General features: G+C 64.1%; 26 protein-coding genes. 12 read left to right on the plus strand and 14 right to left on the minus strand.

What is annotated here, in order from left to right; genetic code table 11:
• Window positions 1–73: 73 nt before the first annotated feature.
• Window positions 74–2152 carry a DHH family phosphoesterase gene (locus tag ACERIT_RS11155; protein WP_373674933.1) on the minus strand — a complete coding sequence of 693 codons (2079 nt, stop codon included), beginning with the start codon at window positions 2150–2152 and terminating at the stop codon, window positions 74–76.
• Window positions 2153–2289: 137 nt separating this feature from the next.
• Here ACERIT_RS11155 and ACERIT_RS11160 point away from each other — a divergent pair, with 137 nt between their 5' ends.
• Entirely contained in the window at window positions 2290–2979 is a 690-nt protein-coding gene (locus ACERIT_RS11160) for an O-methyltransferase (protein WP_373674934.1), read from the plus strand.
• A 25-nt stretch (window positions 2980–3004) separates the two neighbouring features.
• Here ACERIT_RS11160 and ACERIT_RS11165 read toward each other — a convergent pair whose 3' ends face one another.
• The 5 genes from ACERIT_RS11165 to ACERIT_RS11185 all read right to left on the minus strand — a co-directional run bounded on the left by ACERIT_RS11165 (window position 3005) and on the right by ACERIT_RS11185 (window position 7524).
• Window positions 3005–3622, minus strand: coding sequence for a YIP1 family protein (locus ACERIT_RS11165; RefSeq protein WP_373674935.1), 618 nt, complete (start codon window positions 3620–3622; stop codon window positions 3005–3007).
• Window positions 3623–3698: 76 nt separating this feature from the next.
• The gene (locus ACERIT_RS11170; protein WP_373674936.1) at window positions 3699–3935 is read right to left on the minus strand and encodes a hypothetical protein; all 237 of its coding nucleotides are present in this window, start codon (window positions 3933–3935) and stop codon (window positions 3699–3701) included.
• 113 nt (window positions 3936–4048) lie between these two features.
• Complete coding sequence (gene fen / locus ACERIT_RS11175; RefSeq protein WP_373674937.1) at window positions 4049–5029, minus strand: flap endonuclease-1; 981 nt, start codon at window positions 5027–5029, stop codon at window positions 4049–4051.
• A gap of 126 nt (window positions 5030–5155) precedes the next feature.
• Window positions 5156–5797 (minus strand): GNAT family N-acetyltransferase, encoded by a 642-nt coding sequence (locus tag ACERIT_RS11180; RefSeq protein ID WP_373674938.1) that lies wholly within the window; start codon window positions 5795–5797, stop codon window positions 5156–5158.
• Between the two features lie 89 nt (window positions 5798–5886).
• Window positions 5887–7524 carry a spermidine synthase gene (locus ACERIT_RS11185; RefSeq protein WP_373674939.1) on the minus strand — a complete coding sequence of 546 codons (1638 nt, stop codon included), beginning with the start codon at window positions 7522–7524 and terminating at the stop codon, window positions 5887–5889.
• A 118-nt stretch (window positions 7525–7642) separates the two neighbouring features.
• Here ACERIT_RS11185 and hisD point away from each other — a divergent pair, with 118 nt between their 5' ends.
• Window positions 7643–8944 carry a histidinol dehydrogenase gene (hisD, locus tag ACERIT_RS11190; protein WP_373674940.1) on the plus strand — a complete coding sequence of 434 codons (1302 nt, stop codon included), beginning with the start codon at window positions 7643–7645 and terminating at the stop codon, window positions 8942–8944.
• A 104-nt stretch (window positions 8945–9048) separates the two neighbouring features.
• A complete protein-coding gene (locus tag ACERIT_RS11195) occupies window positions 9049–10437 on the plus strand; it encodes an NAD(P)/FAD-dependent oxidoreductase (protein ID WP_373674941.1) in 1389 nt (462 codons plus the stop codon).
• Between the two features lie 200 nt (window positions 10438–10637).
• On the opposite strand, the gene rpl12p is transcribed toward ACERIT_RS11195, so the two are convergent.
• Genes rpl12p through ACERIT_RS11210 form a run of 3 tightly spaced genes read right to left on the minus strand, consistent with a single transcriptional unit; the run spans window position 10638 to window position 12670 of the window.
• Window positions 10638–10970 (minus strand): 50S ribosomal protein P1, encoded by a 333-nt coding sequence (gene rpl12p / locus ACERIT_RS11200; RefSeq protein WP_373674942.1) that lies wholly within the window; start codon window positions 10968–10970, stop codon window positions 10638–10640.
• Window positions 10971–10988: 18 nt separating this feature from the next.
• Window positions 10989–12035: a 50S ribosomal protein L10 gene (locus ACERIT_RS11205; RefSeq protein WP_373674943.1), complete on the minus strand. Its 1047-nt coding sequence runs from the start codon at window positions 12033–12035 to the stop codon at window positions 10989–10991.
• The gene (locus ACERIT_RS11210; protein WP_373674944.1) at window positions 12032–12670 is read right to left on the minus strand and encodes a 50S ribosomal protein L1; all 639 of its coding nucleotides are present in this window, start codon (window positions 12668–12670) and stop codon (window positions 12032–12034) included. The genes ACERIT_RS11205 and ACERIT_RS11210 overlap by 4 nt, the downstream gene beginning before the upstream one ends.
• A 199-nt stretch (window positions 12671–12869) precedes the next feature.
• Between ACERIT_RS11210 and ACERIT_RS11215 the strand changes: the two genes are divergently transcribed.
• A complete protein-coding gene (locus ACERIT_RS11215) occupies window positions 12870–13319 on the plus strand; it encodes a hypothetical protein (RefSeq protein WP_373674945.1) in 450 nt (149 codons plus the stop codon).
• Between the two features lie 131 nt (window positions 13320–13450).
• On the opposite strand, the gene ACERIT_RS11220 is transcribed toward ACERIT_RS11215, so the two are convergent.
• On the minus strand, window positions 13451–13927 hold the full coding sequence (locus ACERIT_RS11220; RefSeq protein ID WP_373674946.1) for a 50S ribosomal protein L11: 477 nt from the start codon (window positions 13925–13927) through the stop codon (window positions 13451–13453).
• Between the two features lie 188 nt (window positions 13928–14115).
• On the opposite strand from ACERIT_RS11220, the gene ACERIT_RS11225 reads away from it, so the two are divergent.
• Both ACERIT_RS11225 and ACERIT_RS11230 read left to right on the plus strand, forming a co-directional pair.
• Window positions 14116–15318, plus strand: a complete 1203-nt coding sequence (locus ACERIT_RS11225; RefSeq protein WP_373674947.1) for a redox-regulated ATPase YchF — start codon at window positions 14116–14118, stop codon at window positions 15316–15318.
• Between the two features lie 56 nt (window positions 15319–15374).
• Window positions 15375–16178 carry a DNA methyltransferase gene (locus ACERIT_RS11230; RefSeq protein ID WP_373674948.1) on the plus strand — a complete coding sequence of 268 codons (804 nt, stop codon included), beginning with the start codon at window positions 15375–15377 and terminating at the stop codon, window positions 16176–16178.
• 82 nt (window positions 16179–16260) lie between these two features.
• Here the strand turns inward: ACERIT_RS11230 and ACERIT_RS11235 are convergent, their stop codons facing one another.
• Together ACERIT_RS11235 and ACERIT_RS11240 are read right to left on the minus strand one after the other, a co-directional pair.
• The gene (locus ACERIT_RS11235) at window positions 16261–17958 is read right to left on the minus strand and encodes an aldehyde ferredoxin oxidoreductase C-terminal domain-containing protein (RefSeq protein WP_373674949.1); all 1698 of its coding nucleotides are present in this window, start codon (window positions 17956–17958) and stop codon (window positions 16261–16263) included.
• A 135-nt stretch (window positions 17959–18093) separates the two neighbouring features.
• On the minus strand, window positions 18094–19563 hold the full coding sequence (locus ACERIT_RS11240; RefSeq protein ID WP_373674950.1) for a cobyrinate a,c-diamide synthase: 1470 nt from the start codon (window positions 19561–19563) through the stop codon (window positions 18094–18096).
• Between the two features lie 166 nt (window positions 19564–19729).
• Between ACERIT_RS11240 and ACERIT_RS11245 the strand changes: the two genes are divergently transcribed.
• The 3 genes from ACERIT_RS11245 to ACERIT_RS11255 all read left to right on the plus strand — a co-directional run bounded on the left by ACERIT_RS11245 (window position 19730) and on the right by ACERIT_RS11255 (window position 22999).
• Complete coding sequence (locus tag ACERIT_RS11245; protein ID WP_373674951.1) at window positions 19730–20026, plus strand: hypothetical protein; 297 nt, start codon at window positions 19730–19732, stop codon at window positions 20024–20026.
• 3 nt (window positions 20027–20029) lie between these two features.
• Window positions 20030–21007: an ArsA family ATPase gene (locus ACERIT_RS11250; RefSeq protein WP_373674952.1), complete on the plus strand. Its 978-nt coding sequence runs from the start codon at window positions 20030–20032 to the stop codon at window positions 21005–21007.
• Window positions 21008–21151: 144 nt separating this feature from the next.
• Window positions 21152–22999 carry a carbon starvation protein A gene (locus ACERIT_RS11255; RefSeq protein ID WP_373674953.1) on the plus strand — a complete coding sequence of 616 codons (1848 nt, stop codon included), beginning with the start codon at window positions 21152–21154 and terminating at the stop codon, window positions 22997–22999.
• Window positions 23000–23080: 81 nt separating this feature from the next.
• Here the strand turns inward: ACERIT_RS11255 and ACERIT_RS11260 are convergent, their stop codons facing one another.
• Entirely contained in the window at window positions 23081–23773 is a 693-nt protein-coding gene (locus ACERIT_RS11260; RefSeq protein ID WP_373674961.1) for a hypothetical protein, read from the minus strand.
• 194 nt (window positions 23774–23967) lie between these two features.
• Between ACERIT_RS11260 and ACERIT_RS11265 the strand changes: the two genes are divergently transcribed.
• From ACERIT_RS11265 to ACERIT_RS11275, 3 genes are all read left to right on the plus strand, one after another.
• The gene (locus ACERIT_RS11265; protein ID WP_373674954.1) at window positions 23968–24171 is read left to right on the plus strand and encodes a hypothetical protein; all 204 of its coding nucleotides are present in this window, start codon (window positions 23968–23970) and stop codon (window positions 24169–24171) included.
• Between the two features lie 418 nt (window positions 24172–24589).
• On the plus strand, window positions 24590–24907 hold the full coding sequence (locus ACERIT_RS11270) for a hypothetical protein (RefSeq protein ID WP_373674955.1): 318 nt from the start codon (window positions 24590–24592) through the stop codon (window positions 24905–24907).
• Window positions 24904–25155, plus strand: a complete 252-nt coding sequence (locus ACERIT_RS11275) for a hypothetical protein (protein ID WP_373674956.1) — start codon at window positions 24904–24906, stop codon at window positions 25153–25155. The genes ACERIT_RS11270 and ACERIT_RS11275 overlap by 4 nt, the downstream gene beginning before the upstream one ends.
• A 66-nt stretch (window positions 25156–25221) precedes the next feature.
• Here ACERIT_RS11275 and ACERIT_RS11280 read toward each other — a convergent pair whose 3' ends face one another.
• Complete coding sequence (locus tag ACERIT_RS11280; protein WP_373674957.1) at window positions 25222–26523, minus strand: amidase; 1302 nt, start codon at window positions 26521–26523, stop codon at window positions 25222–25224.
• Window positions 26524–26571: the final 48 nt, after the last annotated feature.

Genomic DNA, 26571 nt, shown 5'->3' on the forward strand with positions numbered 1-26571 from the left:
GCGTTTCGAGGATAAGGGTGTCGTTCCGGGGGACGCCCGGGTCGCGCCGACGTCAATTCGGGGTCGGCCCGAGTTACGCCTGATCCGCGATCGCGGCGATCACGGCGTTCTCGACGGCGTCGCGAGCTCCCGAGAGGAACTCGAGTTTCCCATCGCGAACGCTCGCGGTGGTGATGTCGGCCTGCGGGGCGATCTCGTCGGCCGCGTCGGCGATCTCTCGGAGGGAAAGATCCATCGTCGAGCGCACGTACAGCTCGTCGGTTCCGATCCCGAGCGTCACCGATCGGTCACCGCGAACGCGACGGTGCAGCGAATCCAAAAGCAGCGTCTCCGGCGGGAAATCGTACTGGTGGCTGTAGGCGTCCGTATCGAGGACCGCGAACTCGGTCCCGTCGACGTTCTCCGTTTTGAGGTTCGCTTGCGCGGTCGAAAGCTCCGTCTCTAGCTTCTCGCGGAACTGCTCGGAGACGTGCGCCGCGAGATCGCCGCCGTCCTCGAAGAGGAGGTCAGTGATGAGTTCGCGTTTTTCCTCGTAGGATTGGTAGTACGCCTCGAGTTCGATGGCCTCACGCAGCTCCGTGACCCGTTCGGCGTCGTAGCCTGCCTCCTGTGCAAGCTCCACGTAGGCGTCCGGCGTCTCCTCCCAGTAACTAACCGCTGGGAGGTGAGTGAGATCCGACCGAACCTCGGTGTTGACCGTGGCGGCCAGCGACGAGACGAGCGCGCCCGTCGAGAGCGTCCCATCGACGTCGGCGAGCTCCGGTGAGACGAGCGTGTCGACCGACTCACGCGTTTCGGGGTCGGCGACTGCGGCATCGATCACGACGGAAGCAGCGTCATAGACGTCGAGCAACCCGATCCCGTCGGCCGACTCGACGGTCGATCCCGTTCCGACCAGCAGAAACAGCGGGAGCTTCTCGTCGTGTCGGTCGCGGTCCTGGAGCATCCGAGTGACGTCGTTCGTCGCGTCGTCCATTTCGTAGACGGACCCTTCCAGCGGTCGGCGGGTGAAGTAGTGATACACCGCGTCGCGTTTCGAGTGTTCCTCGCGGATGAGCGGGAGCGTCGCGCGCTCGATCGCAGCACCCGCGACGTATCCGTCCGCAGTGGCGGGGTGGCGAACGACGATCGGCCGCGACTCGAAGACGGCACGTCGGATCGCCTCCGCCGCATCGAGGAGCGGCATCGAAAGCGCCTCCACGGTCGAATCCTCAGCAAGCGCGTCGATCTCGTCCGGGCGCGCACGCTCGGAGAGTGCGTTCGCGAGGCGCCGCTCGACCGTCTCGGCCGCCTCACCGTCGAGGACGGCAAGCGCCTCCGTCTCGATCTGGATCTCCTCTCGGCGGCGCTCGACGTCGCCGTGGATTCGGACGACGTCCCCCAACTCGACCGCCGGGTACGCGCGGACGCCGGGCTCGACGAAGGCGGCGACGTCGACGACGCCGGTCTCGTCACGAACCTCGAAAACGGTCGGACCGCCGGTCTGTTGGACGCCGACGATCTCGCCTTCGATCCGAACCGACTCGCCGGTCCGATCCTCGAGGCTTCCGATCTCGATACGATCACGCTCGCCCTCGATCGCCTCCGTCTCTGCTTCTTCTGCTTCTTCGGCTTCTTCGGCTTCTTCTGCTTCTTCGGCTTCTTCTGCTTCTTCGACTACTTCCGCTTCTTCGGCTTCTTCTGCTTCTTCGACTACTTCCGCTTCTTCCACTTCCTCTGCTTCTTCGGCTTCTTCTGCTTCTTCGGCTTCCTTCTCCTCCGGCTCCGGCTCCTCCTCCGGGAGTCGGGAGGTTTCGCCTTCCTGGATGAGGGTACCGCGGAACTCACGGTCGGACTGGCGGATCGACCAGCCGAGATCGACGTTTCCGTTGTCCCGGACGTTCTTGACGCGAACGTAGACCGTGTCTCCGGGCTCCCACGGGAGCGACTCGAGGCGGCGGTCGAGTTCGGAACGGTGCAACAGTCCGGTCACGCCGGGCGCGAGATCGACGAAGACCCCGAAGTCGGCGTACCCATCGACGGTACCACGATAAAACCGGTTCGAAACGAGTTGATGCGGGTCGTCCCCGCGGAAGTCGAATACGACGTCCTCTTGGTGTGACTCACAGATGTGGCCGTCCACGGAGGCGCCGCAAATGATACAGGACCCCATTTGTTCGCATAGAATCCCTCCCGCCTAAAACGGTTGTCGAAAGCCCGCTGGTGTCGGAGGCGGAGATCGATCGAGTCACCACGCCGTTCGGAGCGGCGAAACGATCAAGCCCGTGCGGGACCGACAGCGCACGTTCCATGTCCATTCTTCACGCGGAGTCGGTCGATCGGATCCTCGCCATGACCGCCCCCGAGCCCGACGCGATCCTTGAGGAGATGGAGACGCAAGCCGACCGGGATGGGTTTCCGACGGTCGGTCACGAAGTCGGCGCGTTTCTCCGAATGTGCGTTCGAATGCGTGGCGTCTCCTCGGCGATCGAGTTCGGATCCGGGTTCGGCTATTCGGCCTATTGGATGGCGTCGGCGATGGATCCCGACGGACGGATCGTCCTCACCGAGATCGACGCGCACGAACTCGCGCAGGCGCGAGACTACTTCGAACGCGGCGGCCATGCCGACCGCGCCGTCTTCGAGCAGGGGGACGCTCTCGACATCGTCGACCGGTACGACGGCCCCTTCGATCTCGTTTTGCTCGATCACGAGACGCATCGATACGTCGAGGGGTTCGAGGCCGTCAGGGGAAAACTCTCCGAGAACGCCGTCGTGATCGCCGACAACGTTCTCCATACGGGGGTGATCAAACCCGGCGATCTGGTGGACGCCATCGAGGCTAACGCATCCAATTCGGGCGATCGGTCGATCGGCGTCGAGTCACACTCCTCACTCGAAGGAGCGATCGCATATCTCGAGCACGTCCGATCGGATCCCGACTTCGAGACCGCGGTCATGCCGCTCGGAGACGGCCTCGTCGTCTCCGTTCGGACCTGATTGCTGGCTCCGCGTCGAGAGGGGATTACAGCAGAGTCCGGAGGGACGCGAGCGCGCGATACCCGACCCAGAAGCCGATCAGCGCCGGCGGGAGCGCGGCGATCGCCGCACGCACCCACGAAAGATCGTGAATTGCTCGAAATCCCACGACCAGTAGCCCCGTCGCGTAGACCGCACACGCGATCCGCACCGCAGGGATCGGTGGGCCGGCCAGCGCGAACGGCGCGGACGCGTAGGCGATGACTTGGACGGTCTCGCTCACTCCACCCCGATCACCGAGGCCGATCGATCCCGAATCGGTCCGCCGAAGGCTCGCGAGAATCACCGAAAGGACCGCAGTGACCGCCGTCAGATGCAACCCGACGGGTGCAGCAAGCACGCCCACGATGAACAGCGTGACCGCTGCCGAGGCAATAATCGAGTCCGATATCGCCGGGATCACGGACGGGTCAACGACCGTCCATCCGACCGTAAATACCGTCGCGACGGCGATCGCGAAGGTCAATCCCGGGGCCTGATCGCCAGGACTTACGCCGTTTCGGAAGAATCGCCCGGGCCGCACGAGCACCTCGAACCACGCTCGAATGAGTCCGCGGGGGCCTCGTTCGCGCCCGCCTTCGGGGTTTTCGATCCACGTCGTCACGTCCGATCGTCGAAGGGACGCACGGAGAACGATTTCGGTTCGAATGCCGTGTCAGCCACCAGCCGTCCACGAGACGTTATCGGTCGGTCGGGGTGCCGTCGGCGGCTCCGCTTTCACTTCCGCCAGGCGTGAGATCGCGTATCGTCTCGCCGAGTCCGCCATCACCGCCGGTAAACGACCGAATGGCCTCGTGGATGTCGCCCACGAAGTCGGGGGCGGCTGCGGGCAGGTCCGAGGGCGGTCCCGCGAGGGCGACCGTATCAACGAGAGAACGACTCCACGACATCAGTAACGTCGGGTCCGTTTCGAACATGGTATTCGATCAATACGGCCGGGGGATAATGAGTGGGCACGTTCCTCAATCCGATTTTAGCCGAATACACGCGTTTCAAGGCCTCTTCTCCGCGTTTAAATCCGACTTAATCGTCAGGTCCACCGGTCGAGTCCAGTCTGGGCGATCGACTCCTCGATCCGCTCGAAGCCGCGTTCGACCTCAGCGGGATCGACTTCCCACTCGTCCACGACGTATCGCCGGGCCGCCTCGATGTCGGGGACCAGGTCGGTGTCGATCTCGTAGTCCTCGAGGACGGGTGGATCGAGAAACAGATCTCTGAGAGCCTCCGCGTTCGGCATCGTCTCCCCGCGAGCATCGAGGACGCCCCAGAGATCGCCGTGTTCGGAGACCGCCGAGACCGCCGTCTTCGGACCGATCCCCGAGATGCCCTCGTTAAAATCGGTCCCACAGAGCAACGCGACGTCGACGAGCTGTTCGCGCGTGAGATCGAGTTCCTCGAGCGTCGCTTCCAGATCCATCAGCTCGGGGCTCCCCTTGCTCGTCAACTGTCGTAGCGTGGCGGGCGCGCCGAAAAGCAGCGTGTCGTAGTCCTCGCTTCCCGCGTAGTCAACGTCGCCGACCACGTTCATGTATGCACACTGTGCTTCTCCCTCCGCGGGCGCCTCGATCACGGGGACGTCAAGGCGTTCGAGGAGGCCACGGGTCGTCTTCTGGATGACGTCGGTCAGCCGCTGTGTGCGCGCCTCCAGTCGTGCGGCTTCGACTGCATCACCGCGTTTTTCGGCTGCCTCCCGGCGTTTTTCGGCCGCCTCCCGTTTCTCACGCCGGTCGGCGATCTCCGCGTGCTTGAACTCGGTCACTTCGCCGTCGAAGACGAGGATCGGGATCAGGTCGTGTTCGAAGAACTTGGGGAGCCCCTGGACGATCCCCACGAGGTTGGGGACCTCGGTCCCGTCTGCCGTCGTATACACCTCTTCACGCGTCCACTTGACGGTCGTCGTCAGATATCGGTACAGCCAGTTGTGCGCGTCCACGGCAACGACGCTCCCCTCGATCTCCGCGAACTCGATCTCGCGGATCGACGCCAGCGAACGCAGGTCGGCGTTTCCCATTTCCTGAACGAAATCGCCGAGACGACTTAAACGTCCGAGACGTGAACGTTCCCGTGTTCCCACGCTCCGCCGACGAGGGACAGTCCGATTCCCACACATTCCGCCGACGGAGAGCAGTCTACCCCCTCACACGCCGTCGACGAGGGGTGGAGGATCAACTCCTGCACGGGCTTCGAGGAACGATGCCTCGGGGTCGCCGCGGTCGCGCTTGCGGTAGCTGTCCAGCCCCGATCGATACGTTTCCGCGTCGCGATCTGCCGGCGCGTCCGTCGGTCGTTCGAGGACCAACTCCGCAACGCCGGTCTCCCGTCCGGTGAACGCGAAGCCGGCCTTATAAAGCGCCTCGTAGGCAAAGGGGTTGTTCACTCCGATCCGAAGTCGATCGTACGTGCGCGTCCGATCGCGTGCGCGATCGACGAGAAACGCGATGAGTCCGGGAGCATGACCCTCCCCGCGTCGGGCAGCGTGAACCGTCACGTATCGGATCCATAGCGTGGTCGGATCCGTCCGATCGGCATTGAACGCGATGGCGGCAACGACGTCGTCGGCACGGGTGGAGGGATTCCCGGACTCCCCGGCCGGGTGCGGGGCGGGCTCGGGAAGCGACGGATCCGGCTTCCAGTCAGGGGCGACAGCCGATGACGATCGGCCACGCAGGACGGCGACGCCCGTGTTCGACGTGGCGAACTTTCCCGCGTAGCTGAACGCCCGGTAGTCGAGCCGGAGCGTGGGACCGTCCTCGGGCCAGCCGAGTAGCTCGTGTTCCATCGCGTAAGCGAGGTTGGGACGGGGGACCCTTGAGCGTGATCGTCGTCCGGTCGCGACGATCACGCCGACCGGAGAATCACGACCTCATGTCACTCTGCGGGACGCACTCGCGGCTCCGCAGGCGACGGAGCGACCGCGATCCGCAACGGATCGTCCCCACCGCCGGATCGATTTTCGACGGTTCCGGTCTCGTCGATCACGTATCGTTGGCCCACCATCGGATCGAGAAGTGTGTCGACGGGGGCATACTCGTCCCGAAGCACGGGAGCGTCCCCGACGTCATCCTCGATCCGGTAGTCGTCGATCTCCGCGGAGAGATCGATCCCGATGTCACGTCGGGTATTTCGCTCGCGGAGGGTTGCCTCCGTGACGACCGTGTCGTTTTTCGTGGCCATCATCTCGATGTTCTGGATAGCGCTTGCCCCGGCAGTGGGGAACGAGTACACGTTCGGGTAGACCGCATCCATGGTGGCGTACTCGGCGCGGTAGAACCGCGAGGCCGGGCCGCTCGGGGCGGAGATGACGTTGGCGAAGACCATCCCATCCTCGCTCAGCCGATCGTCGGCCAACTCCATGAACTCCACCGTGGTGAGTTGGAAGGGCACTTTATCCTTCTTGTAGGCATCGAGGACGATCAGGTCGTAGGTCTCAGTCGACTCCCGAAGGAACTGCCGGCCATCGTCGTTGTGTATCCGCAACTGCTCGGATTCCTCGACCGCGAAGTACTCCTCCGCGACGCCGATCACCTCCGGGTCGATCTCGACGACGTCGACGGTCGCATCGTACTCCTCGGCGAATCGCTTTGGCCCGGTGAAGCCGCCGCCACCGATGAACAGAACCCGATCGATGTCGTCCGGGTCCTCGGCAAAGAGGTACGGCAGATGGAAATATCGGGTGTATTCGAAGACGTGTCGGGTCGGATCCGATCGGTCCATCGCGCTGTGGCGTTGCCCGTCGAGATACAGGGTTCGTGTGTCGCCGCTGTCGATGACCTCGAGTTCCTGATAGGGCGTCTGGGTCTGGTAGACGACCGTCCCCTCCGGGGCCACCCCGGCCGCGCCGGTGGCGACCGAGGCGACGAGAAGGACGAGAACGCCCCCGATCGCGACGATCGAATCCCGTGAGGGCGATGGCAGCACCAATACCGCGGCGGTCGCAACGAGAAGGACTCCGAAGACGAATCCGATCGCGTCGACGCCGAGGCTGGGAACGAGCAGGTAGGTCGTCCCGAACGCCCCGACGATGCTGCCGATCGTCCCCACCGCATAGACGTGACCGGACGCCTCGCCGAGTCCCTCCTTTCGTGATAGCTCGGCCCCGTATGGACTGATGAACCCGAGCAGGTACGTCGGGGGACCGAAAAGCAAAACGACGGCGGGTAGTGAGGCGGCCCGGCTCGGCAGGGGAAACGCCACCGTCGAGCGCAACAGGAGGTCGCCGGCGAAGACGAGCAGCGCGACCCAAACGGCCGTCCACAACAGCAACCGCGCCAGCCGTTTCGGGTCCGCGCGCCGATCAGCGAGTTTTCCGCCGCGGAGGTAGCCCGCGCTCAACGCCGCGAGGAACACCCCGATGATCGTCCCCCAGGTGTAGATGCTGCTACCGAACTGCGGAGCCACGATCCGCCCGGCGAGGATCTCGAGTCCCATGCTCGCGACTCCGGAGACGAAGACGGCCAGATCGGGGCTTCTCACGCGCCCGTCGAGGAATCCGGCGGGGGCTCCCATCGTTGATCGATCGGTCATGATCGGTGTTAAGCGTTGGTTCCGGGTCACCCCCAGGCGTTCGCGCCGACGGCACCCAGCCATCCGGAACGCCTTTTTCCGCGCGTCCCCCAACGGCAGTATGAACGACTCCGAGAACCGGACGGTGGCCGTCCGTGAGGTCTCCGAGCTATCGCCCGACGAGCGGCGGGCATTCTTCGATCGTGATGCCGGCGTCGAGGCGGTTCGCGACGACGTCCGTGGAATCGTCGATCGGGTTCGCGAGGAGGGTGACGTCGCCCTCCGGGAGTTCGCCGAGAAATTCGACGATGTCGCCGTCGGCAACCTCGACATCACCGACGCGATCGAACGCGCACACGACGAGCTTGCGGACGCCAACGATCCCCGGTTGGAAGCGATCCAGGAGGCGGCCGCGAACGTCCGCGAGTTCCACGAGCGGCAACTCCCCGAGGACTACCGGGAGACGGTCGACGGCCGTGAACTCGGTCGACGATTCCGGCCGATCGAATACGCCGGCGTCTACGTCCCCGGCGGCACGGCCGCGTACCCCTCAAGTGCGATCATGGGCGTGGTTCCCGCGAAGGTCGCTGGCGTCGACCACGTCGCAGTCGCGACGCCCCCGGCCGACGATATCAACCCGGTCACGCTCGCGGCCATCCACGAGGCCGGCGCGGACGCAGTCTACCAGGTCGGCGGGGCCCAGGGGATCGCCGCGCTCGCATACGGCACCGAAACGGTGACTCCCGTCCAGAAGATCGTCGGACCAGGCAATCGATGGGTCACGGCCGCCAAAGCCGAGGTGCGCGGTGATGTCGAGATCGACTTCCTGGCCGGACCAAGCGAGGTGCTCGTGCTCGCCGACGAGACGGCCGACCCCGAGTTCGTCGCCGCCGACCTGCTCGCGCAGGCGGAACACGATCCGAACACGTCAGTGGTTGCGGTGACCGACGACGCCGACACGGCCGAAGCGATCACGGACGCAGTCGAGTCGTCGATCGACGGGCGCGAGCGCGCGGAAACGATCCGCGAGGCCCTTTCGGCCGACGCCTCGGGCGTTCTTCTCGCCCGTTCGATGTCGGAAGCGGTGCTCTTCGCCGAGGAGTACGCCGCAGAGCACCTGTCGATCCAGGCGGAAAACGACGAGGCGCTTCTCGATCGGATCACCAACGCCGGATCGGCGTTCCTGGGTCCCTACTCGCCCGTCGCAGCCGGCGATTACGCGGCCGGTCCAAATCACGTCCTTCCGACGAACGGCGGTGCGAAACGCTACGGGGGGCTCTCGACGGAGACGTTCCTCCGTTCCTCGACCGTCCAGCGACTCGACCAAGAGGCGCTTTCGACGCTCTCGGAGACGATCACGACCCTCGCGGAGGCGGAGGGGCTCGAGGCGCACGCCGAGAGTGTCCGTCGACGCTTCGAGTGACCGCGTTCCGCCATCGCGTCCCGTCGCCGATCTCCCATCGTGTCCTCGTTCAGTCGTCGGATTCCCTCCGGTGATTTAATAGCCTGAGCGTGTCCCCAACGAGTATGGAACGCGTAGACGTGGCGATCGTCGGTGGCGGACCCGCTGGCGCCTCGGCGGCACACGCGGCCGCGAGCGCCGGTGCCGACGCGCTCGTGCTCGAAAAGGGCGTCCCGCGCGCCGATCGCGAGGGGCTCGGCCCTGACTCGACGGACGCGGCCGGCATTCTCGACTACTGGGTCGACATCATGGGGATCCATCCCGACGAGTTCCCCGACGGCGTCGTCCAGAGTGAACTCGAACGGGCGGATTTTCGCGGTCCCGACACGAGTTGTACGCTGTACAGTACCGGGATCGACTCCTCGTACGACGGCTTCGGATACACCTTCCACCGGGCCCGATTTGACGACTTTCTCAGGGAGCGCGCCGAGGAGGCGGGCGCGACCTATCGCGTGAAGGCGTCCGTTCGCGACGTCGAAACCGACCGTTCGGAAGGGCCCTCGGATGACGATCCTCGACACGTCGTCCGGCTTGCCACCGGCGAACCCGTCGGTGCCGACTTCCTGATCCTCGCGGACGGCCCCCAGCGAACGGTCACGAATCGGGTGCTCGATCGATACCTCCCGGAGGATTCTGCGGCCTCCACCCGACTCGCATCCAGGGATGCAAACCATATCGCCTACCAGGAGTATCGTCGATTCCCCGAGGAGATCTACGAGGAGATTCGGGACGCGATCGTCTTCTGGTGGGGCGTGATGCCCGGCGAGACGGCCTATCCCTGGGTGTTCCCCAACCAGGATCGAGTCTGTCGCGTCGGGCTCACGATGCCGATCGGTCTCGATATCGACGCGATTCCCGATCGCGAGGACTACGAGCTACTTCGCCCCGGGGACGAGTCGATTCCAAAAGGATCGGAGTACGTCGAGCGGCTTCTGGAGTGGCAGTACGGCGATGAGTACGATCTCGAGGACTTCCCGCTCGTCGAGGACGCCGGCAAACACGACGGCACGGAGACGTATGCGATCTCCTCGACGCGGCCGATCGACTCGCCGACGAAGGCCGGGATCGCCGTCGCCGGTGGTGCGATGGGTACCACCTCCGCGTTCCACGAGGGCGGCGATCACGTCGCGGTCCGCACGGGCGCGATCGCTGGCGAGCTCGCTGGGACCGGCGATCTGTCGGCGTATAACCGCCGCTGGAAGGAGGCGATCGGCGACGAGGTGTTGCGAAACGTCACGATGGCCGAGATGGTAAGCGAGTACACCCCGAGCGACTGGAACCGGATCATCGAGATCGCCGACGTCATGCTCGCCGCCGAGACCGGAAGCGACCTCCTGAAGCGGACGTACTCCGCCGGCTGGGGCGCCACGAAGTTACTGCTCGCCTACAGGTGGAACAAACGCAAGCTCCGCGGGAACTACACCCAGATCACCGCCGACGAGTACGTGTACTGATCGGCTCCCTTTTATCCCTGAACTGATCGCCAGCCGAAAGGCCCTCGATCGCCAGCCGGGAGACCCTTGATCGCCAGCCGAGGGATCCTCGATCGTCGACGCCGTCGCTTTCCGATCAACGTCATAAAAAATCGCGTTTCGAGAGGAACGAGCCGTACGTTCGGGCGCCCACGAGGGCGCGAACTCCGGAATCGCGGAGATCAGCCGAACAGCTCGCCGAGGCCTTCGCCGCCGTCGCCTTCTTCCTCGTCTTCTTCCTCGGCTTCCTCTTCGGCTTCCTCTTCGGCCTCGGATTCTTCCTCCTCGGCTTCCTCAGCTTCCGCGGCGGCACCTGCGGCAGCACCCGCAGCGGGTGCGGCTGCGGCCGTCTCGATAGCGTCCTCGATATCGACGTCCTCGAGGGCCGCGACGAGTGCTTTGACGCGGGATTCCTCGACATCGACGCCGGCGGCATCGAGTACCGACGTGATGTTGTCTTCGTTGATCTCTTCGCCCGTTTCGTTCAGGATGAGCGCAGCGTAAACGTATTCCATTATCGTGTTCTCCGTGTGTTATCCGAACATGGCGCCGAGACCCTCGCCTCCGTCCTCGTCCTCGTCGTCGCCGTCTTCGTCCTCGGCGGCGGCGGACTCGTCGGTGGCCTCCTCGGCGTCCGATCCTTCATCAGCCTGTTCCTCCTCGGCGGCGTCCGCGGCGGCTGCGGGGGCATCGACGCCCTGCAGTTCCTCGGGAAGCGCCTCCTCGTCGTCGATCTGGGCCGCAAGCGAGCGCAACTGGGCGTCGGCTTTCCCGATCAGGTCGGGAACGACGTCCGGGCTCTCGATCTCGGCGTGTAGCGCGACGGACTTTGCCTCGCCGGTTGCCTTCGAAAGAAGGGTGCCGGCGGTGCGGGCCGTCGGATACGTCGCGTTGATGGAGAGGTTGCGGGCGGCGGCAGCCGCCGACTGGATGTCTGCTTCGTACTCGTCGACGTCGATCGCGAGTTCGTCGGGGGCAAAGAGCACACCCTCGGAGTAGACGGACTTCAGATCGAGTCCGACCTCCTTCGGCTCGATGCCGAGTTCGACGAGCACGTTCGCGAGGTCATCGGAGACGACCTCGCCGGCCTCGAGAACGGTCGAGTCCTCGGTGACCTGGATCGACCCTTCCATGATGCGTGCGGACGCACCGACCGTCTGAAGCTCGCCGACGAACGGACCGGGATCGACGCCCGTGTCACCCTCGGGGATGACGATATCGTTCGGGGCGACCTCTCCGGCGTTGATCGGCGCCGGCGTCTTCGAGGCCTCGAGCTGTTTGTACAGCCCGAAGGGGTTGTCGTTCGTGCCCACGAGCGCGACCTGTCCGCTCACGTGCTCGGTGAGCTGTTCGACACCCTCGTCGATCTCTTCGAGGGCGCGCACGAGGAGCGTGTTGCGGCTCATCCGCAGATCGGCGGAGCCGTGTAGCTCGCGGCGCATTGCCTGAAGCTGTCGACTCGGGATGCCGGCGACGCCGACGATCCCGATGGAGGCGAACGAGTCGATGAACTCGACGAGCTCGTCGACCTCCGCCTTCTTCCACTCGGGGATGGTTTCCGTTTGACGAACCGTGCTCATACGGGAACCTCCTGGGCGGGACCCATCGTCGTCTTGACGTAGACCCCATCAATGTTGAGCGGTCCCTTCTCGAGGTCAGCCTCGAGACGGCGGATGATGACGTCCACGTTGTCCGCGATCTCCTCGGCGCCCATGTCCTCTGCACCCACGCGGGTGTGGAAGGTACGTCGGTCGCCGGACCGCAGCTGTACCGTGTTCTTCATCCGATTTACTGTTTCGACGACATCGTCGTCCGGCTGCAGTGGGGTAGGCATCTTGCCGCGAGGACCAAGGACGGTACCAAGGTACCGACCGATGTCCTGCATCAGGCTTGCCTCGGCGATGAAGAAGTCGGTTTCATCGGCGAGGTCCTTTGCGGCGTCGTCGTCGTCTCCGAGGTCTTCGAGGTCCTCGCCGTCGAGAACCTCGTCTGCAACCTCGGCTGCGCGGACGGCGGTTTCACCCTCCGCGAAGACGACGATCTGTGTCTCCTGCCCCGTTCCAGCCGGCAGCACGATGGACTCGTCGACGCGATTCGACGGATCGTTGAGGTCAAGATCGCACAGGTTGACCGCCAGGTCAACCGTCTCACGGAAGTTCCGCTCGGGTGCCTCCGCGAGTGCGCGAGAAACTGCCTCCTCTATTGTGTCTGCCATTTTTCACCTCCGTAGTACGCAGGACGCTCCTACGGGTCAGTGAAACAGGCGAAGCCTGTCTCACCGTAGCGTTGCCCCAGGCGTCGTTTAAACCCGTCGAAGCCAGGCGCGCGTGAGAGTCGTCGACAGGGCCCGAACACCCCGCGGAATCCGGATCGGTCCCCCAAGATTGATACATCATGTCGGGTGATCCTCACCCGTGCCCTCCGGGTGGATCGGGCCGATTGCCGCAGTCGTCTTCGTCTGGATGCTTACCGGAGTGGCGTGTCTCCCCGTGCTCGCCTCCGGGAGCCTTCGGGCGGCGATCGGCAAGTGGCCGACCGACCGATACGCGATGAACTACGGGATCCTCCTCGCCGTGGTAGTGGTCGGCCACGCCGTCGTCTTCCTCGGCGGCGTCGTCCTGCGGGGTGGGATCGGCGGCCGCTCGCTGGTCCGGTGGACGCTACTCGTGGCAGTTGGCTATCCGATCGTCGTCTGGGCGGTGCTCGCGGTCGTACTTCCGGCGACCGATAGATGGGACCCCTCGGCCGGTGGGCTCGACGGCCGGATCGTCCTCGGGCTCGCAGCGATCTGGTATGCTATCGTGCTTGCCATCGCCGCCGCGGCCACGTTCTTTCTGCTCTTCGTCCTCTACTTCCCAGGCTGATGTGACTGACACCGGCTCTGGGTTAGGTGGTGTAACTCGTAGTCACATCGATCACACTACGGGGACGGTCGTAAACGCCACACGCACGAAACGTCGGCTCGAAAGGGAAAACGAGTCGATGAGCGGTCGGATTACGCCTCGAGAACGTCGTCGTACTCGCCGGCGTCGACGCGATCGTCGAACGTCCGGGCATCCTCACCGTCGATCGTGACGCCGAGGGAGGCGCAGGTTCCGCCGATCTCCTTGGCGGCGTTCTTCGTGTCGTAGGCCAACAGATCGGAGGACTTTCGCTCCGCGACCGTCTTGACCTGTTCGACCGACAGATCGGCGACGAACTCCGATTGGGGCTCGCCCGAGCCGGTCTCGAAGCCGGCCTCGTCCTTTACCAGTTCGGCCGTCGGCGGGACGCCGACCTCGATCGAAAAGGAGCCGTCGTCCTCGTACTCGACGGTGACGGGGACTTCCATCCCGTCGAATGCGGCGGTCTCCTCGTTTATCTCGCTGACGACGCCCTGCACGTCCACAGGCGTCGGCCCGAGTTCGGGGCCGAGCGGCGGACCGGGGGTGGCCTGCCCGCCGGGGACGAGCACTTCGATGGTTCCAGCCATATGCGTATCAACCCGACCGCGACTTTTAACGGTTGTTCTTCGTCTCTGGGTGCGCAAGCATTTGACACGCGAGCACACCTATCCGAGACAACCCGGAACCGAAGGGGCGATCATCCAGTCGTGTCGATCGGTCGCACACGTCGTCGGGTCTCGGGCCGTTTTTACCGTCCCGCCACGCAGAAACGACAATGAGCTATCGGATCGGACTCGTCGGCAAGCCCTCGGTGGGCAAATCGACGTTCTTCAACGCGGCGACCATGAACGACGTGCCCGAGGGGGCCTACCCGTTCACCACGATCGACCCGAGCGTCGGCGAGGCGTACGTCCGCGTTCCGTGTGCGGCACCGGAATTCGACGAGACGTGCACGCCGAGCGTTGGCGTCTGTGCGGACGGAACGCGATTCGTCCCCGTCCAGCTCGTCGACGTCGCCGGACTCGTTCCCGGCGCTCACGAGGGGCGCGGACTCGGCAACCAGTTTCTGACCGACCTCAACGAGACGGACGTACTCGTCCACGTCGTCGACTTCTCGGGGACCACCGACATCGAGGGCGAACCGACTGAGGGCCACGACCCCCGCGAGGACATCGACTTCCTGGAGGAGGAACTCGACGCGTGGTACCTCGACGTCCTCGAGAAGGGGATCGATAAACACGGCACGCGGTATCACGGCGCCGAGGCCGTGATCGAGGAGGACCTGGCGGAACAGCTCTCCGCGTTCGGGATCACGAAAGACGAGGTAAAGCAGGTGATCCTCGCGGAGGGGCTCGAACTCGATGCCGACGCCTGGGAGGAGAGCGACCGCGAGGGACTCGCCCGCGAGATCAGAAAGCGAACGAAGCCGATGGTCGTCGCCGCCAACAAGATGGACACTCCCGAGGCCCAGCGAAACTTCGAGGAGATCACGGCCGATCCCGACTATGACCACCTCACATTCGTTCCCGCGAGCGCACACGCGGAGAAGGCGCTCAAGAACGCGGCCGAGACGGGTGTCGTCGAGTACACCGCCGGCGAGGACGACTTCGATGTCCGCGCGGACGTCTCGACCGACCAGGCGGACGGGCTCGATCGGATCGCGACGTTCCTCGATGAGTACGGGGGGACGGGCGTTCAATCGTGTCTGGAGGCCGCGATCTTCGACGTTCTCGGGTGTATTGCAGTGTTCCCGGGATCCGCGAACGGCCCAAAAGACGAGAAGGGCGTCTTCCGCGACTGTTTCCTCCTGCCCGAGGACTCGACCACCGAGGACTTCGCCTTCCACATCCACTCGGATATCGGCGAGGGGCTGCTCCACGGGATCGACTGTCGTAGCGATCGGCAGGTCTCGAAGAGCCATGAACTCTCCCATCGGGACGTGATCGAACTCGTCTCGACGAAGCAGGCGATAGCATAACCTAGCAGAGCCACCGTCACGAGCCGTTTATCCCGTCCGGGATCGAATCCTTCCGCGTGCGAACCGTTCGGATGCTTCCCTCGGCCGAGCACGATCCGCTTCCGGAGTGGTGTACGGTCGATGTCCGCTCGGTCCCGACGCTTCCCGCCTGGGCGATCGAGGAGTTCTCCGAGCCGGGAGCGACCGTCCTCGATCCGTTCGCGGGCTTCGGAACCACGCTCCGTGCCGCCCAGCGGCTCGACCGTGAGGCGTATGGGATCGAACTGGAGGAGCGTCGTGTCGAGTACATTCGTGATCGGCTATCCAGGAACCGCGATCGACCGGCAACGAACGCGGCGACCGACGAGGACGAAGGAACACGCGTCGTCGTCGGGGACGCGATGGCGGGACCGGCGGCCTTCCACGAGGCCGGGATCGACCCGCCCGTCGCCGACCTGGTCTATACCGCCCCGCCGTACATGCTTGAGGGGACGGACACGGATCCGCTCACCAACTACCGGGGCTCGGGAAGCTACGAGGGATATCTATCGCGAATGACGATGGCCTTCGAGGCCATCACCGGCCTCCTTGACGACGACGCGACGATCGTCGTGGAGGCATCGAACCTCCGGGCCGGACCTGCCGTGACGATGCTGGCGTGGGATCTCGCGGAGGCGATCGACCATGCCGATGGCTATCGGTTCCGCGTCGAGATCGTCGTCGGTTTCGATGAGTCCGAAGACAGTCAGGACCGTAGCGAGACGAACGAGTCACCCGGCTCGGCCGATCCGGACGATGGATCGGATCCCCTCGATTCGGGACGCTATGGCTACGGCTACGATCACTGTTACTGTCTGGTGTTCGATCGACTCTCGACGTAATCGTTCGTTCCTCAACCGCAACGTGCTCGAGATGGGATCGGGTTGAGATCGAATTCGAAATTCGGACCCGGGAGATCGCCGATCAGTCGTCGGCCGAGACAGCGCCCGAGGATCCGCCGAGATCGGCCGCGACCGTCTCGATCCGATCGCTCGGGATCGTGCCGTCCTCACGGAGCCCGCGCTCCTCGTAATACTCCTGGACCGCTTCCTCGAGGTCGGGGATCTCGTAGGGGAGCGTGTCGTCGTCGACGTCCTTCCCACGGCGGTTGTTGAAGTGCCGCTCGCGTTCGATCGTCTTCGCGCCGATCTCCAGAAGCTCGTCGTAGGACGTGTCGAGGAGCGTTGCGAGTCGATCGTTCGTCACGTAGTCGTCAGCGAACGCACAGACGATCGCCGAATCACGGATCGCACAGCGGTTCTCCTTTTCGACCAGGAGCTCGGATTTACCGAGCGTTCCCTCGTGGTCGATCACGCCGTCGTACTCCTCGCCGTGGATCTGGCTGTACATGTGGTCTCCGCCCCGGTTCGAGACCGCATACGAGAGTCCCTGACCGTGGATGACGCGGCCGTCGTGTGCCGCGAACGCCATTCCTTTAACTGTGTAGTCACCGACGTCGAGCTGGTCGTGGACACGGTGGACGCCTTCAGCGAGGTCGTCGCCGATCCCGTCGCGGTGGGCGATCTTCTCCGTCATCTCATGGGCCAACTCCGCGTTACCGAGCTCGTCCTCGCTCGCGAGGTAGGCCGCGACCGTGACACCTGCGGAGATCGTATCGAGACCCAGGACGTCACACAGCTCGTTGCCGCGCATCACGTCGACGATATTGTCGACACCCTGAAGGGAGCCGTACGAGTAGACGGTCTCGAATTCGGGACCTTCGGTCTCGACGCCCGACTCCTCGTCGCGGGTCGGCAGCTTGCAGGCGTACGCGCACTGCGAGCAGGCTTCCTTTTTGTACTTTTTCTCCTCGACGGCGTCGCCGCCGATCGACGCGGCGTGTTCGAAGTGATACTCCTCGAAATACCGGGTCGGGAGTGCGAAGTTCTCGTTTATGAACTCCGTCCCGCTCGTCGTGCCCTGACGGCGGAACAGGTCGTCGGAGGTCGCTGCCTCGCGATGGATGTCCATCTCCGGCGGGTCGGGAATCTCGATTTCGGGGTGTGAGTCGCCCTCGAAGGTGACCGCCTTCAGGTTCTTCGATCCGAGTACGGCGCCGAGACCGCCGCGACCGAACGCCCGGGAGTCATAGGTCATCACGCACGCGAACCGGACCAGGTTCTCGCCGGCCGGGCCGATCGTGATGCAGTTTTCGGGGCCGAGACCGCGAGTCTCCTCGACGTATTCGGAGACCTCCGGCACCTTCGCGCCCTCGAGATCCGGGACTTCCTCGAACTCGACGCCCTCGTCCGTGACGTGGGCGATGAGGAGTTCGTCGCTCGCGCCGGTCACCTCGAGCGTCGAGATGCCGGCGCCGGCGAACTCCCGCGAGAGGTACCCGCCGGCGTTCGTCGAGACGAGCCCGTCGGTGAGCGGTGAGAGACTGGTCATCGACATTCGTCCGGTAAAGGACGTGGTCGACGACTGGAACGGTCCGATCGAGAGGTAGGCGCGGTTCTCCGGACCGAACGGGTCGGCGTCGAACGGAATTCGGTCGTGTGCGAGCGCGGTCGCCACGCTCCGACCGCCGATGAATTCCTCGAGAATATCGTCGATGTTAGTTCGGGTCGCCGTTCGATCGTTCAGATCCAGCGTGAGTAATGGTCCTTCCGCGTGTAGCATACCAAGCGATCGATCGACCAGATAAATAACTGTATCCCTCTCCCGCGATCGCATCCGGATCGATCACGGTGCGGCCCGCTCAGGATCACCCCCTGCCCGATCACACGATTTCGCCCGGGAACACGCGCCGTTTGATCACTCGCGTGCCGTCTCGATCAGTCGATCGAACGCGCCTGAGGCTGCGTGGCGGTGAGCGTAGGTCCCGACCGTTCGGTATTCGGTCAGCCCATCGCGTTCGCCGTCGATCCCGTCCCCGCGCTGGACGTGGAACGCGAATCGGGCGTCGGAATCGACGTCCGCCGTCGACTTCGCCTCGGAAGCGAGCGCGTGTTCGGAGTAATGAAACTCGTGACCGCGGTGGTGCTCGCCCGCCTTCGCAGTCGGGCCGTCCCCGATCGCCTCGAGTTCCACGTGGTCGAGCGCCTGGTACCGTTCACACATGCGGACGCGTCCCGGGAGAACCCCCGCCATCTCGTGTGTCTCACCATCCACGGTCGTAAGCGACTCCGTAAGGGCCATCAGCCCGCCACACTCTCCGAGGATCGGCAGTCCCTCCGCGGCCCGCTCCGCGATCGTCGCCAATGCGGGCGAGTCCGCCAGCGCAGCCGCGTGAAGCTCCGGATATCCCCCTGGCAGGTAGACGGCGTCACATTCCGGGAGATCGTCGCCCGCGACAGGAGCGAACGGTTCGATCGTGGCTCGCGCAGCGAATCGCTCGTGGACTGCCGGATAGACGAACCGAAAGGCCGAATCGCTCGCAACGGCGATCGTCGGGGAGTCGGTCGACGTCGTGGTCGGCGACTCCACCGACTTCGTGGCGCGTTGTGGGATCGGTCGACGGGCGACATCGATGAGCGTGTCGACGTCCAGATGGGCAGCGACCGTCGAGAGCGTCTCCCGGTCGATCGGCGCCTCATCACCCATCCGCAGCCCGAGGTGGCGGTCGGGGATCTCGAGGTCCTCGGTCGGCGGGATCCGTCCGAGATACCGAAGGCCCTCGGGAAGCGACTCGCGGATGCCCGCCTCGTGTCGGCCGCCATGGGCACGCTGGGCGATGACACCGACGACGTCCACGCGCGGCTCGTCGGTGGCGTTCCGGACGTCCGCCGGCAACGTGAGGTGGTCCGCGTACTCGCGAAAGCCGAGCGCGGTCGCTCCCACGCTCTCCATCCCGGCGCTTGCGTCAATGACGAGGACGATCGGGAGACCGAGAGCCGCCGCGGTCGCAGCCGTCGAGGTAACGCTCCCGTCATAGAGTCCCATCATCCCTTCGACGACGGCGACGTCGCCCTCGACGCGGGTGAGGTTTCGACGAACGCCGTCGATGCCCTGCATCCACGTGTCCAGCGTTCGTGAGGGCGTTCCAGTGATGGCAGCGTGGTGACTCGGATCGATGTAGTCCGGCCCCGCCTTTGCCGAGACCGGATCGTGGCCTGCCTCCTCCAAAGCCGTCATCGCCGCGAGAGTCGCAACGGTCTTGCCAACTCCGGAGGCCGTGCCGGCGAGGACGAGTCCACGATCCGGGCCGTCGTTCGAAACACGATCCTCGTCGATCGCGGTTCGGTCGTCGACTCTGGTTCGGCCTCCCCCGCGCACGCGTTCCATCACATATGTGATCTGCGGAGCCAAAGTTGACCCTTCCGGTCGGGGAGCGCGTCGCCCGACGCATCCGACACGAACGTTTATTCACGATAGCGATCAACGGGCAGGTGACGCTTCCATCGAGTTCCGGAACGGACGAACGCCCACGGATGCCAGACACGACCGATACATGAACCTACACGAGCGAATCGACACGTACCTTACGACGATCGAGGAGTGGTTGCACGGGCTCTATCACGGGATGATCGAACATCCGTCCTTCGAGAAGATCGAAAAGGAAGCCGAGGACGCGGCCGACGTCTTCATGTTCGCCTGCTTTGCCGACGCCTTCGGCATTCCGAGTCCGATTTCGTATTACACTGCTGAACTCCTCCCGTTCCTGTCCGAGGAGTTTCTCGCGTGGGAACGTCGGATGTGGGACCGTCGATCGCTCATCGAACGGAAGGGCCAACAGTACCACTTTTGATCCATGCGTAAATTCGTATTCTTCGGCGGAAAAGGCGGCGTCGGCAAGACGACCGTCTCAAGCGCCTACGGCCTGAAGTGTGCGGAACGGGGGCTTTCGACCCTACTCGTCTCCACTGATCCGGCTCACAGCACCTCCGATGTCTTCGACCAGCAGTTCGACGACGATCCCACGTCGGTCGAGGGCCACGAGAACCTCTGGGCGATGGAGATCGATCCCGAAATGGAGATCGAACGCCACATGAACGAGATCCGCTCGTCGATGGGCGACCAGGTGAGTCCCGCCATCGTCAACGAGATCGACAGGCAGATCGAACTCGCTCACCGGACTCCGGGTGCCTACGAGGCCGCACTCTTCGACCGGTTCATCCAGGTGATGCGTGACAGCGACGCGTACGACCGGGTCGTCTTTGACACCTCGCCGACCGGTGGCACTCTCCGCTTGCTGGCGCTCCCGGAGTTCCTCGAGTCGTGGATCGACCGCCTCGCGGAGAAGCGGCGTGAGAGCGTTGACCTCTTCGAGAAGGCGGCGATCGGGGATAAGCAGGCCAGAGCGCGATTGGAGGACGATCCGATCATCGAACGGCTCGCGGAGCGCAAGGCGAAATTCGAGTTCGCGGGTCGCACGCTGCGTGAGAACGCCGCCTTCCACCTCGTGTTGAATCCCGACGAGCTGTCGATCGAGGAATCCCGTCGAGCGATCGACGAACTCAACGCGGCCGAACTCTCCGTCGACGGGCTCGTGATCAACAAGATCGCGCCGAAACCGGACGACGAGGAGACCGGAACCGGTGCCACCTATCTCCGTGAACGACACCGAACCGAACGCGAGCGGCTCGACCGCATCCGCTCGGAGTTCTCCGAGCCGATCGTGGCGACGATCGAACAGCGCGTTTCGGAGATCAAAGGCGACCTGCTCGCCGAGATCGCGGCGGAACTCGCGATCGAGGTCGAAACGGCGGATGCGACGCCGAACGTGTGATCGTCCGAGGAGCGTACTGTTCGTCGGCAAAATATGCCGATAACTCGGATCCATGTTCCAAGCATCTCTTCGGTAATGCGCCAGCCGGGTCAGTCACCATAATTATTATAAAGGATTTTGACACAGATAGGATCAGAGCTCACTATGGTACAGATACTGTGGCTCATCGTCGCGTCGTTACTGACCTTCACAGTCGGGTATTTGGCATACTCGAGATACCTGGCACGGTTCGTCGAACTGGACGACGATCGGGAGACACCGGCACATAAATACGAGGACGGACAGGAGTACGTTCCCTCGAAAAAGCCGGTGCTGCTCGGTCATCACTTCTCAAGTATTGCCGGCGGAGCCCCGATCGTCGGCCCGATAACGGCCGGCGCGATCTGGGGGTGGCTCCCGGCGTTAGCGTGGGTCGCGATCGGGAACCCGCTCATGGGCGCGGTCCACGACTTCATGTCGCTTTCCAGCTCCGTACGACACGAAGGAAAGTCGATCGGCTACATCATCGGTGAGTACGTCGGCGAAAGCGGCAAGAACATGCTGCTTTGGTTCGCGTTCCTCACCATCATCCTGGTCGTGGGCGTCTTCGCGCTCGTGGTCGGGATCGTGTTGAACGCGTATCCGCAGGCGGCCACCGCGAGTCTCGTCTACATCGGGCTTGCACTCGTCTTTGGCGTATATCTCTATCAGCTCAACGGGCCGCTCATTCCCGGAACGATCCTCTTCGTCGCCGGAGTCTTCGCCGGCGTATGGGTGGGCATCCAGTACCCGCTCGCGCTGTTCGAACTGGCCGAAGGTACCCATCCCGCCGGCACGATCGTCCTCTTGAGCGGCACCGGATCGTGGGTTCCGGGTGCAAGCATGCTCGGTGGTAATACTGCCGCGTGGATCCCGGTTATCCTGCTTTATGCAGCAATCGCGAGCGCCCTACCCGTGTGGGTGCTGCTCCAGCCGCGTGATTACCTCTCGTCGTTCCTGCTGTATGCTGGGGTCGGCGGTGCCCTCCTCGCGGTCATCGTCGGAACCATCTTCGGCACCGCCTCGGAGCCGCTCGTGGTCTCCGACAGCATCAACGCCTTCGAGGGCTTCTTCGGCGTCGATGCAGTCGGCGTCTATCCGTTGTTCCCGCTTTTGTTCATCACGATCGCTTGCGGGACGATAAGCGGGTTCCACTCGCTCGTCTCCTCGGGGACGACGGCGAAACAGCTGAACAAGGAAAGCGACGCGCGACTCATCGGCTACGGTGGCATGCTGGCGGAGGGACTGTTGGCGACGACAGCCATCGTCACGCTCGCCGTAGCCGGATTCGCTTCCGACGCCGCGGCCGGCGGGATCGGCGGCGCGCTTCCGAACTTTGCGGCTGGCGGCGGCATCATCCTCACGAGCTTCGGTATCCCGGCGGAACTCGGCGCGCCATTCATGGCGCTCGTGCTCGTGAGCTTCCTGCTCACCTCCACGGACACGGCGGCTCGACTCGGTCGGTACATGATGGAGGAGATCGTCGGCACGCCAGGTAGCGGCGTCGACACCGGACTTTCCGGCGGTATCGGCTCGTTCGCCCGTGGACGCTACACCAATCCGGCCATCCAGTGTGGGATCGCCTACCTGCTCGTCATCTCCGGCGAGTGGGCGACGCTGTGGGCGCTCTTTGGCGGCGCGAATCAACTGCTCGCGGCGCTCGCGCTATTGACCGGGACGGTCTGGCTGGCAAACTGGGATCGCTCGAAGCAGCTCATGAGCACGGGCGTCCCGATGGCGATCATGGTCACGATAACCGTGATGGGACTCCTGTGGATCACGCTGTACGAGAACCTGTTTTTGAACATCGTTCAAGGCGGGGCAGATGGGATCGGGGCGATGATCTCCTCGGGCGTACAGATGGTCCTCGGGCTCGTCCTCATCTTCCTGGCGCTGTCACTCGTTCGAATCGGCTATTCAAACGTCACGGGTACACGCGGGGGAGAACCCTCGGTACAGCCAAGCGACGACTGACGGATCAGCGTCCTTCCGTGTGATGCCGTCGGCGTCTGTCGGCGGCCTCGCCGTTTTCTCGCGTCCGTTCTTTCGAGACGATCAGCTCTGCAACCAGTGTGCCAGTCGCGAGATGACGCCCGTCGATCCGGACTCGTCGGTCGAGTCCATCTCATCCCCCTGTTCCCAGGGGGTAAACGCCTCCACGATGGCCGCGAGTTCGCTTGCAACTGCCGCCTCACGATCGGGCGCGACGACCACGAGGTTCACCTCGTAGTGACCGTAGTAGCCGAACCGCAGCAACGTTCGATCCCGGAACCCGTCCACGTACGAGCGCACGTCCGCAGGAACGTCCGGCACGATGAGGACGAACGTGAACTCCGTCACCTGATGCGTCTCGTCGGCCTCGATCCGATCGTCCGCGATCTCGTGGGCCATCTCGACGAGACGATCGAGATCCGTGGTCGAGACGTCGTTCGTCCGTCGAATGAACACGTGTTCTCTCGACTCGTGGTTCGCCCAGTTTATCGATCGATGGAGAAACTGCCGTTGGTTCTCGACGGCGAGGTGAGCGTACAGATCGAACTGCTCGCCGCCCGCGCGGTGATCCGCCTCGAGGTCGTAGCTATACCGGAGACGGCTTGCAACCCGGGTCAAATAGTCGTCGTCCAACGCGGGAACGCCGACGGCGGTGTCTTCTTCGGCGTCGACTTCCCCAGCGTCGACTTCCCCAGCACCGACCTCCTCGGCGTCGACTTCCCCCGCATCAACCTCGCCAGTTCCGACGGACACCATCTCCTCCCGATTCCCGTCCGATTCGCTCATCATCCGTGCATTGGCAACCCGGCACCTAAAACGTCCCCCCTCGTCCGCCGGTCGTGATGCCCTCTCGATCGAGAGTCGGTCGGAAGCGAGAATCCACGGATCCGTCGGTGAACGTTCCTCAGGAACGTTTATGTGGATTCCGCCTCGATCGTCATCGAACGACCATGAGCAAACGGACGGAGGCCTGTGGCAGATGCGGACTCAGCACCGTCGTGGAGACGACCGACGACGGTGACTCGAACCCGTTCGATGACGACTGCATCGAGGTGTCCGAAGAGGATGCAAGACGGATCTCGCCGGGCGCCTGGATCTCCGGAATCACGGAGCGACTCAACAACCTCGCGATGAGCATAACGTATCGCCGGTGAGCGGTCCCGACCTCAAGTCTCGATCCCACGAGCCCGCCACAGTATTCGATCGTCGCTGACGGCCCGGTTTCTGTGGCCGATCCGGTATGTGAAATCCCGCGCGCTGGAAGTCAATGATCCGCGCGCCAGTGATCCCGGAAGCGCGCGTGACCGACGAGCGGCGACGATCCGGTCCAAATCGCCACGACCCCGGTGCGTGGAACGGAAGGAGAGTCCCCCAATTCCGGATCGTTGAAACCCCCTCAAAAGGGGTTATAAAATTTCTAAAGGGTATTCGTGCGGTTATGAAACGTCTCATGAGGTTCCTAAAACGTGTTGAAACGTCGCGGATCTTCGTTAATCCACGTGAATCAGCGCTAACGCTCGGCCCATTATATAGGGATCGCAAGCAGTGTTACAAGCGAGGCAGGTGACATAGATGTCGAATACAACCCTCCAATCGAACACCACGCTCCCCACGCGGCTCCGCCGACGAACCGGCGAGCGGCTCCGAGCGATCGCGTTCTGGGTCGCGGTGTTGCTGCCGCTCACGTACCTCCCGGTCCTTCACGGGATCGTGGTGGATGCGAGTCCGCGGCTCTTCGTCGGCCTGCTCGCGCTCAATGTCGTCAGTGCGATCATCGGCCACGAGCACGGTGCCGGCCACGACCACCGCGAACGCGACCCCCATGCGAACCGGACGAATCGGACGTCGAACGACGCAAGCGATATCGCTGCCACGGAGTCACGATCATGAGCACGAACACGACCGCCACGGACGGAGCGTACGGATCCCCGAAAGCACGCCGACTCGCGGAGTTCCTCCGTGAGGAGGCAAAAAGCGGCGAGATATACGTCAAAAGCAAGTTCATCTCCGACGACGTCGAGCTCTCCCCGAAGGAGATCGGTGCCCTGATGATCCAACTGCAGGGATCGATCCCGGATCTCGAGATCGAAAAGTGGTCGTACACCGGCGCGACGACCTGGCGCATCGCGCCCCAGTAGCGGCCGCCGCCGTCCCGCAACGTCGCCTGCCCGCGATCCGCTCCGCCCAGGTCCCGCGTTCGTTTCTCACCGAAGCGCGTTTTCGATCGATCGACACCACGGGAGCAGCCACTCGTCACGCCCGAACCGGGCCGAACACTGAAGCCCCATCGGAAGCCCGGCATCCGTTTTCGAGGCCGGGACGGTCACGGTCGGTAGCCCCGAGTGCGTCCACGGAAGGTTCATGATCGGATCGCCGGTCGAGTCGAGGCCCTCGGGTGCGGGTCCCGGCGCGGCCGGGCTGACGAGCACGTCGAGGTCGTGGGTCTCGAACGTATCGTGAAGCCGATCTCGGAGCGCCGATCGACCGGTGCGGCCACTCGCGAGCTCCTGGACGGAGACGTCCCGACCCTCCCGTATGAACTCCGCCGTTGACTCCGAATAACGGTCGCCGTACGACGAAAACCGATCCTCGTGAGCGATCGCCATCTCGGCGGCCATGACCGTCTCGTGTCGATCGTTTATCCGATCGATATTCTCGAACGGATCGACACGGACCGTCTCGTAGCCGGACGCCTCGAGACGGTCGACGTGTGATCCGAAATGGTCGCGTGCGACGTCTCCGGCCTGTTCGAGATACGGCCCCTCGAGAACGCCGATCCGCGACAGTTCCGGGGGGGCATCCCCCGCTCGCCAGTCCTCATAAAGCACCCCGGCAGCGAGTTCGGCGCCGGCGACATCACCGGTGAAAAATCCGACGTGATCGAGGGATTGCGCGACCGCGATCGTCCCATCGGCCGGTATCCGTCCGTAGCTGGGTTTGACGCCGACGATCCCGCAAAACCCCGCGGGACGGTTCGTGGACCCGATGGTCTGGGTCCCAAGCGCCAGGGGGCAAAGCCCCGCCGCCACGGCGGCGACGGACCCGCTGCTCGATCCGCCAGGGGTGTGTTCGGGATCGTGGGGGTTTCTCGTTGGACCGGGCTCAAAGCAGGCGAACTCCGCAGTCACGGTCTTGCCGAGGATGATGGCGCCCGCGTCCGTAAGCGCCGAGACGACCTCGGCTTCCGGTTCGGACAGTTCCTCGGGCGGAACCCGCGATCCCGCCCGCGTTTCGAGCCCGGCAACCTGAAAGACGTCCTTGATGCCGACGGGGACGCCATAAAGCGGGGGACGCGCCTCGGGGTCCGGAAATCTCGCACGAACCCGATCGATGGCCCGATCGACCCGTTCCCATCGGGTTTCCTCGTCGACGAACGCGCGGATCGTCGGATCGACCCGCTCGATACGGTCGCGAAGGTCGCCATAATACGTCTCGATGTCGGTCATCTCGAAACGCAACGATCGCGAGGCCGGCGAAAGCGGCGCGTCCCCGAGTAGATCCGTCATGCCGTCGTCTCCACGCGCAGGGTGCTTAACGGTTCGCCCGATTCGAGT

Source organism: Halopenitus sp. H-Gu1 (assembly GCF_041821145.1).
Classification (GTDB): Archaea; Halobacteriota; Halobacteria; order Halobacteriales; family Haloferacaceae; genus Halopenitus.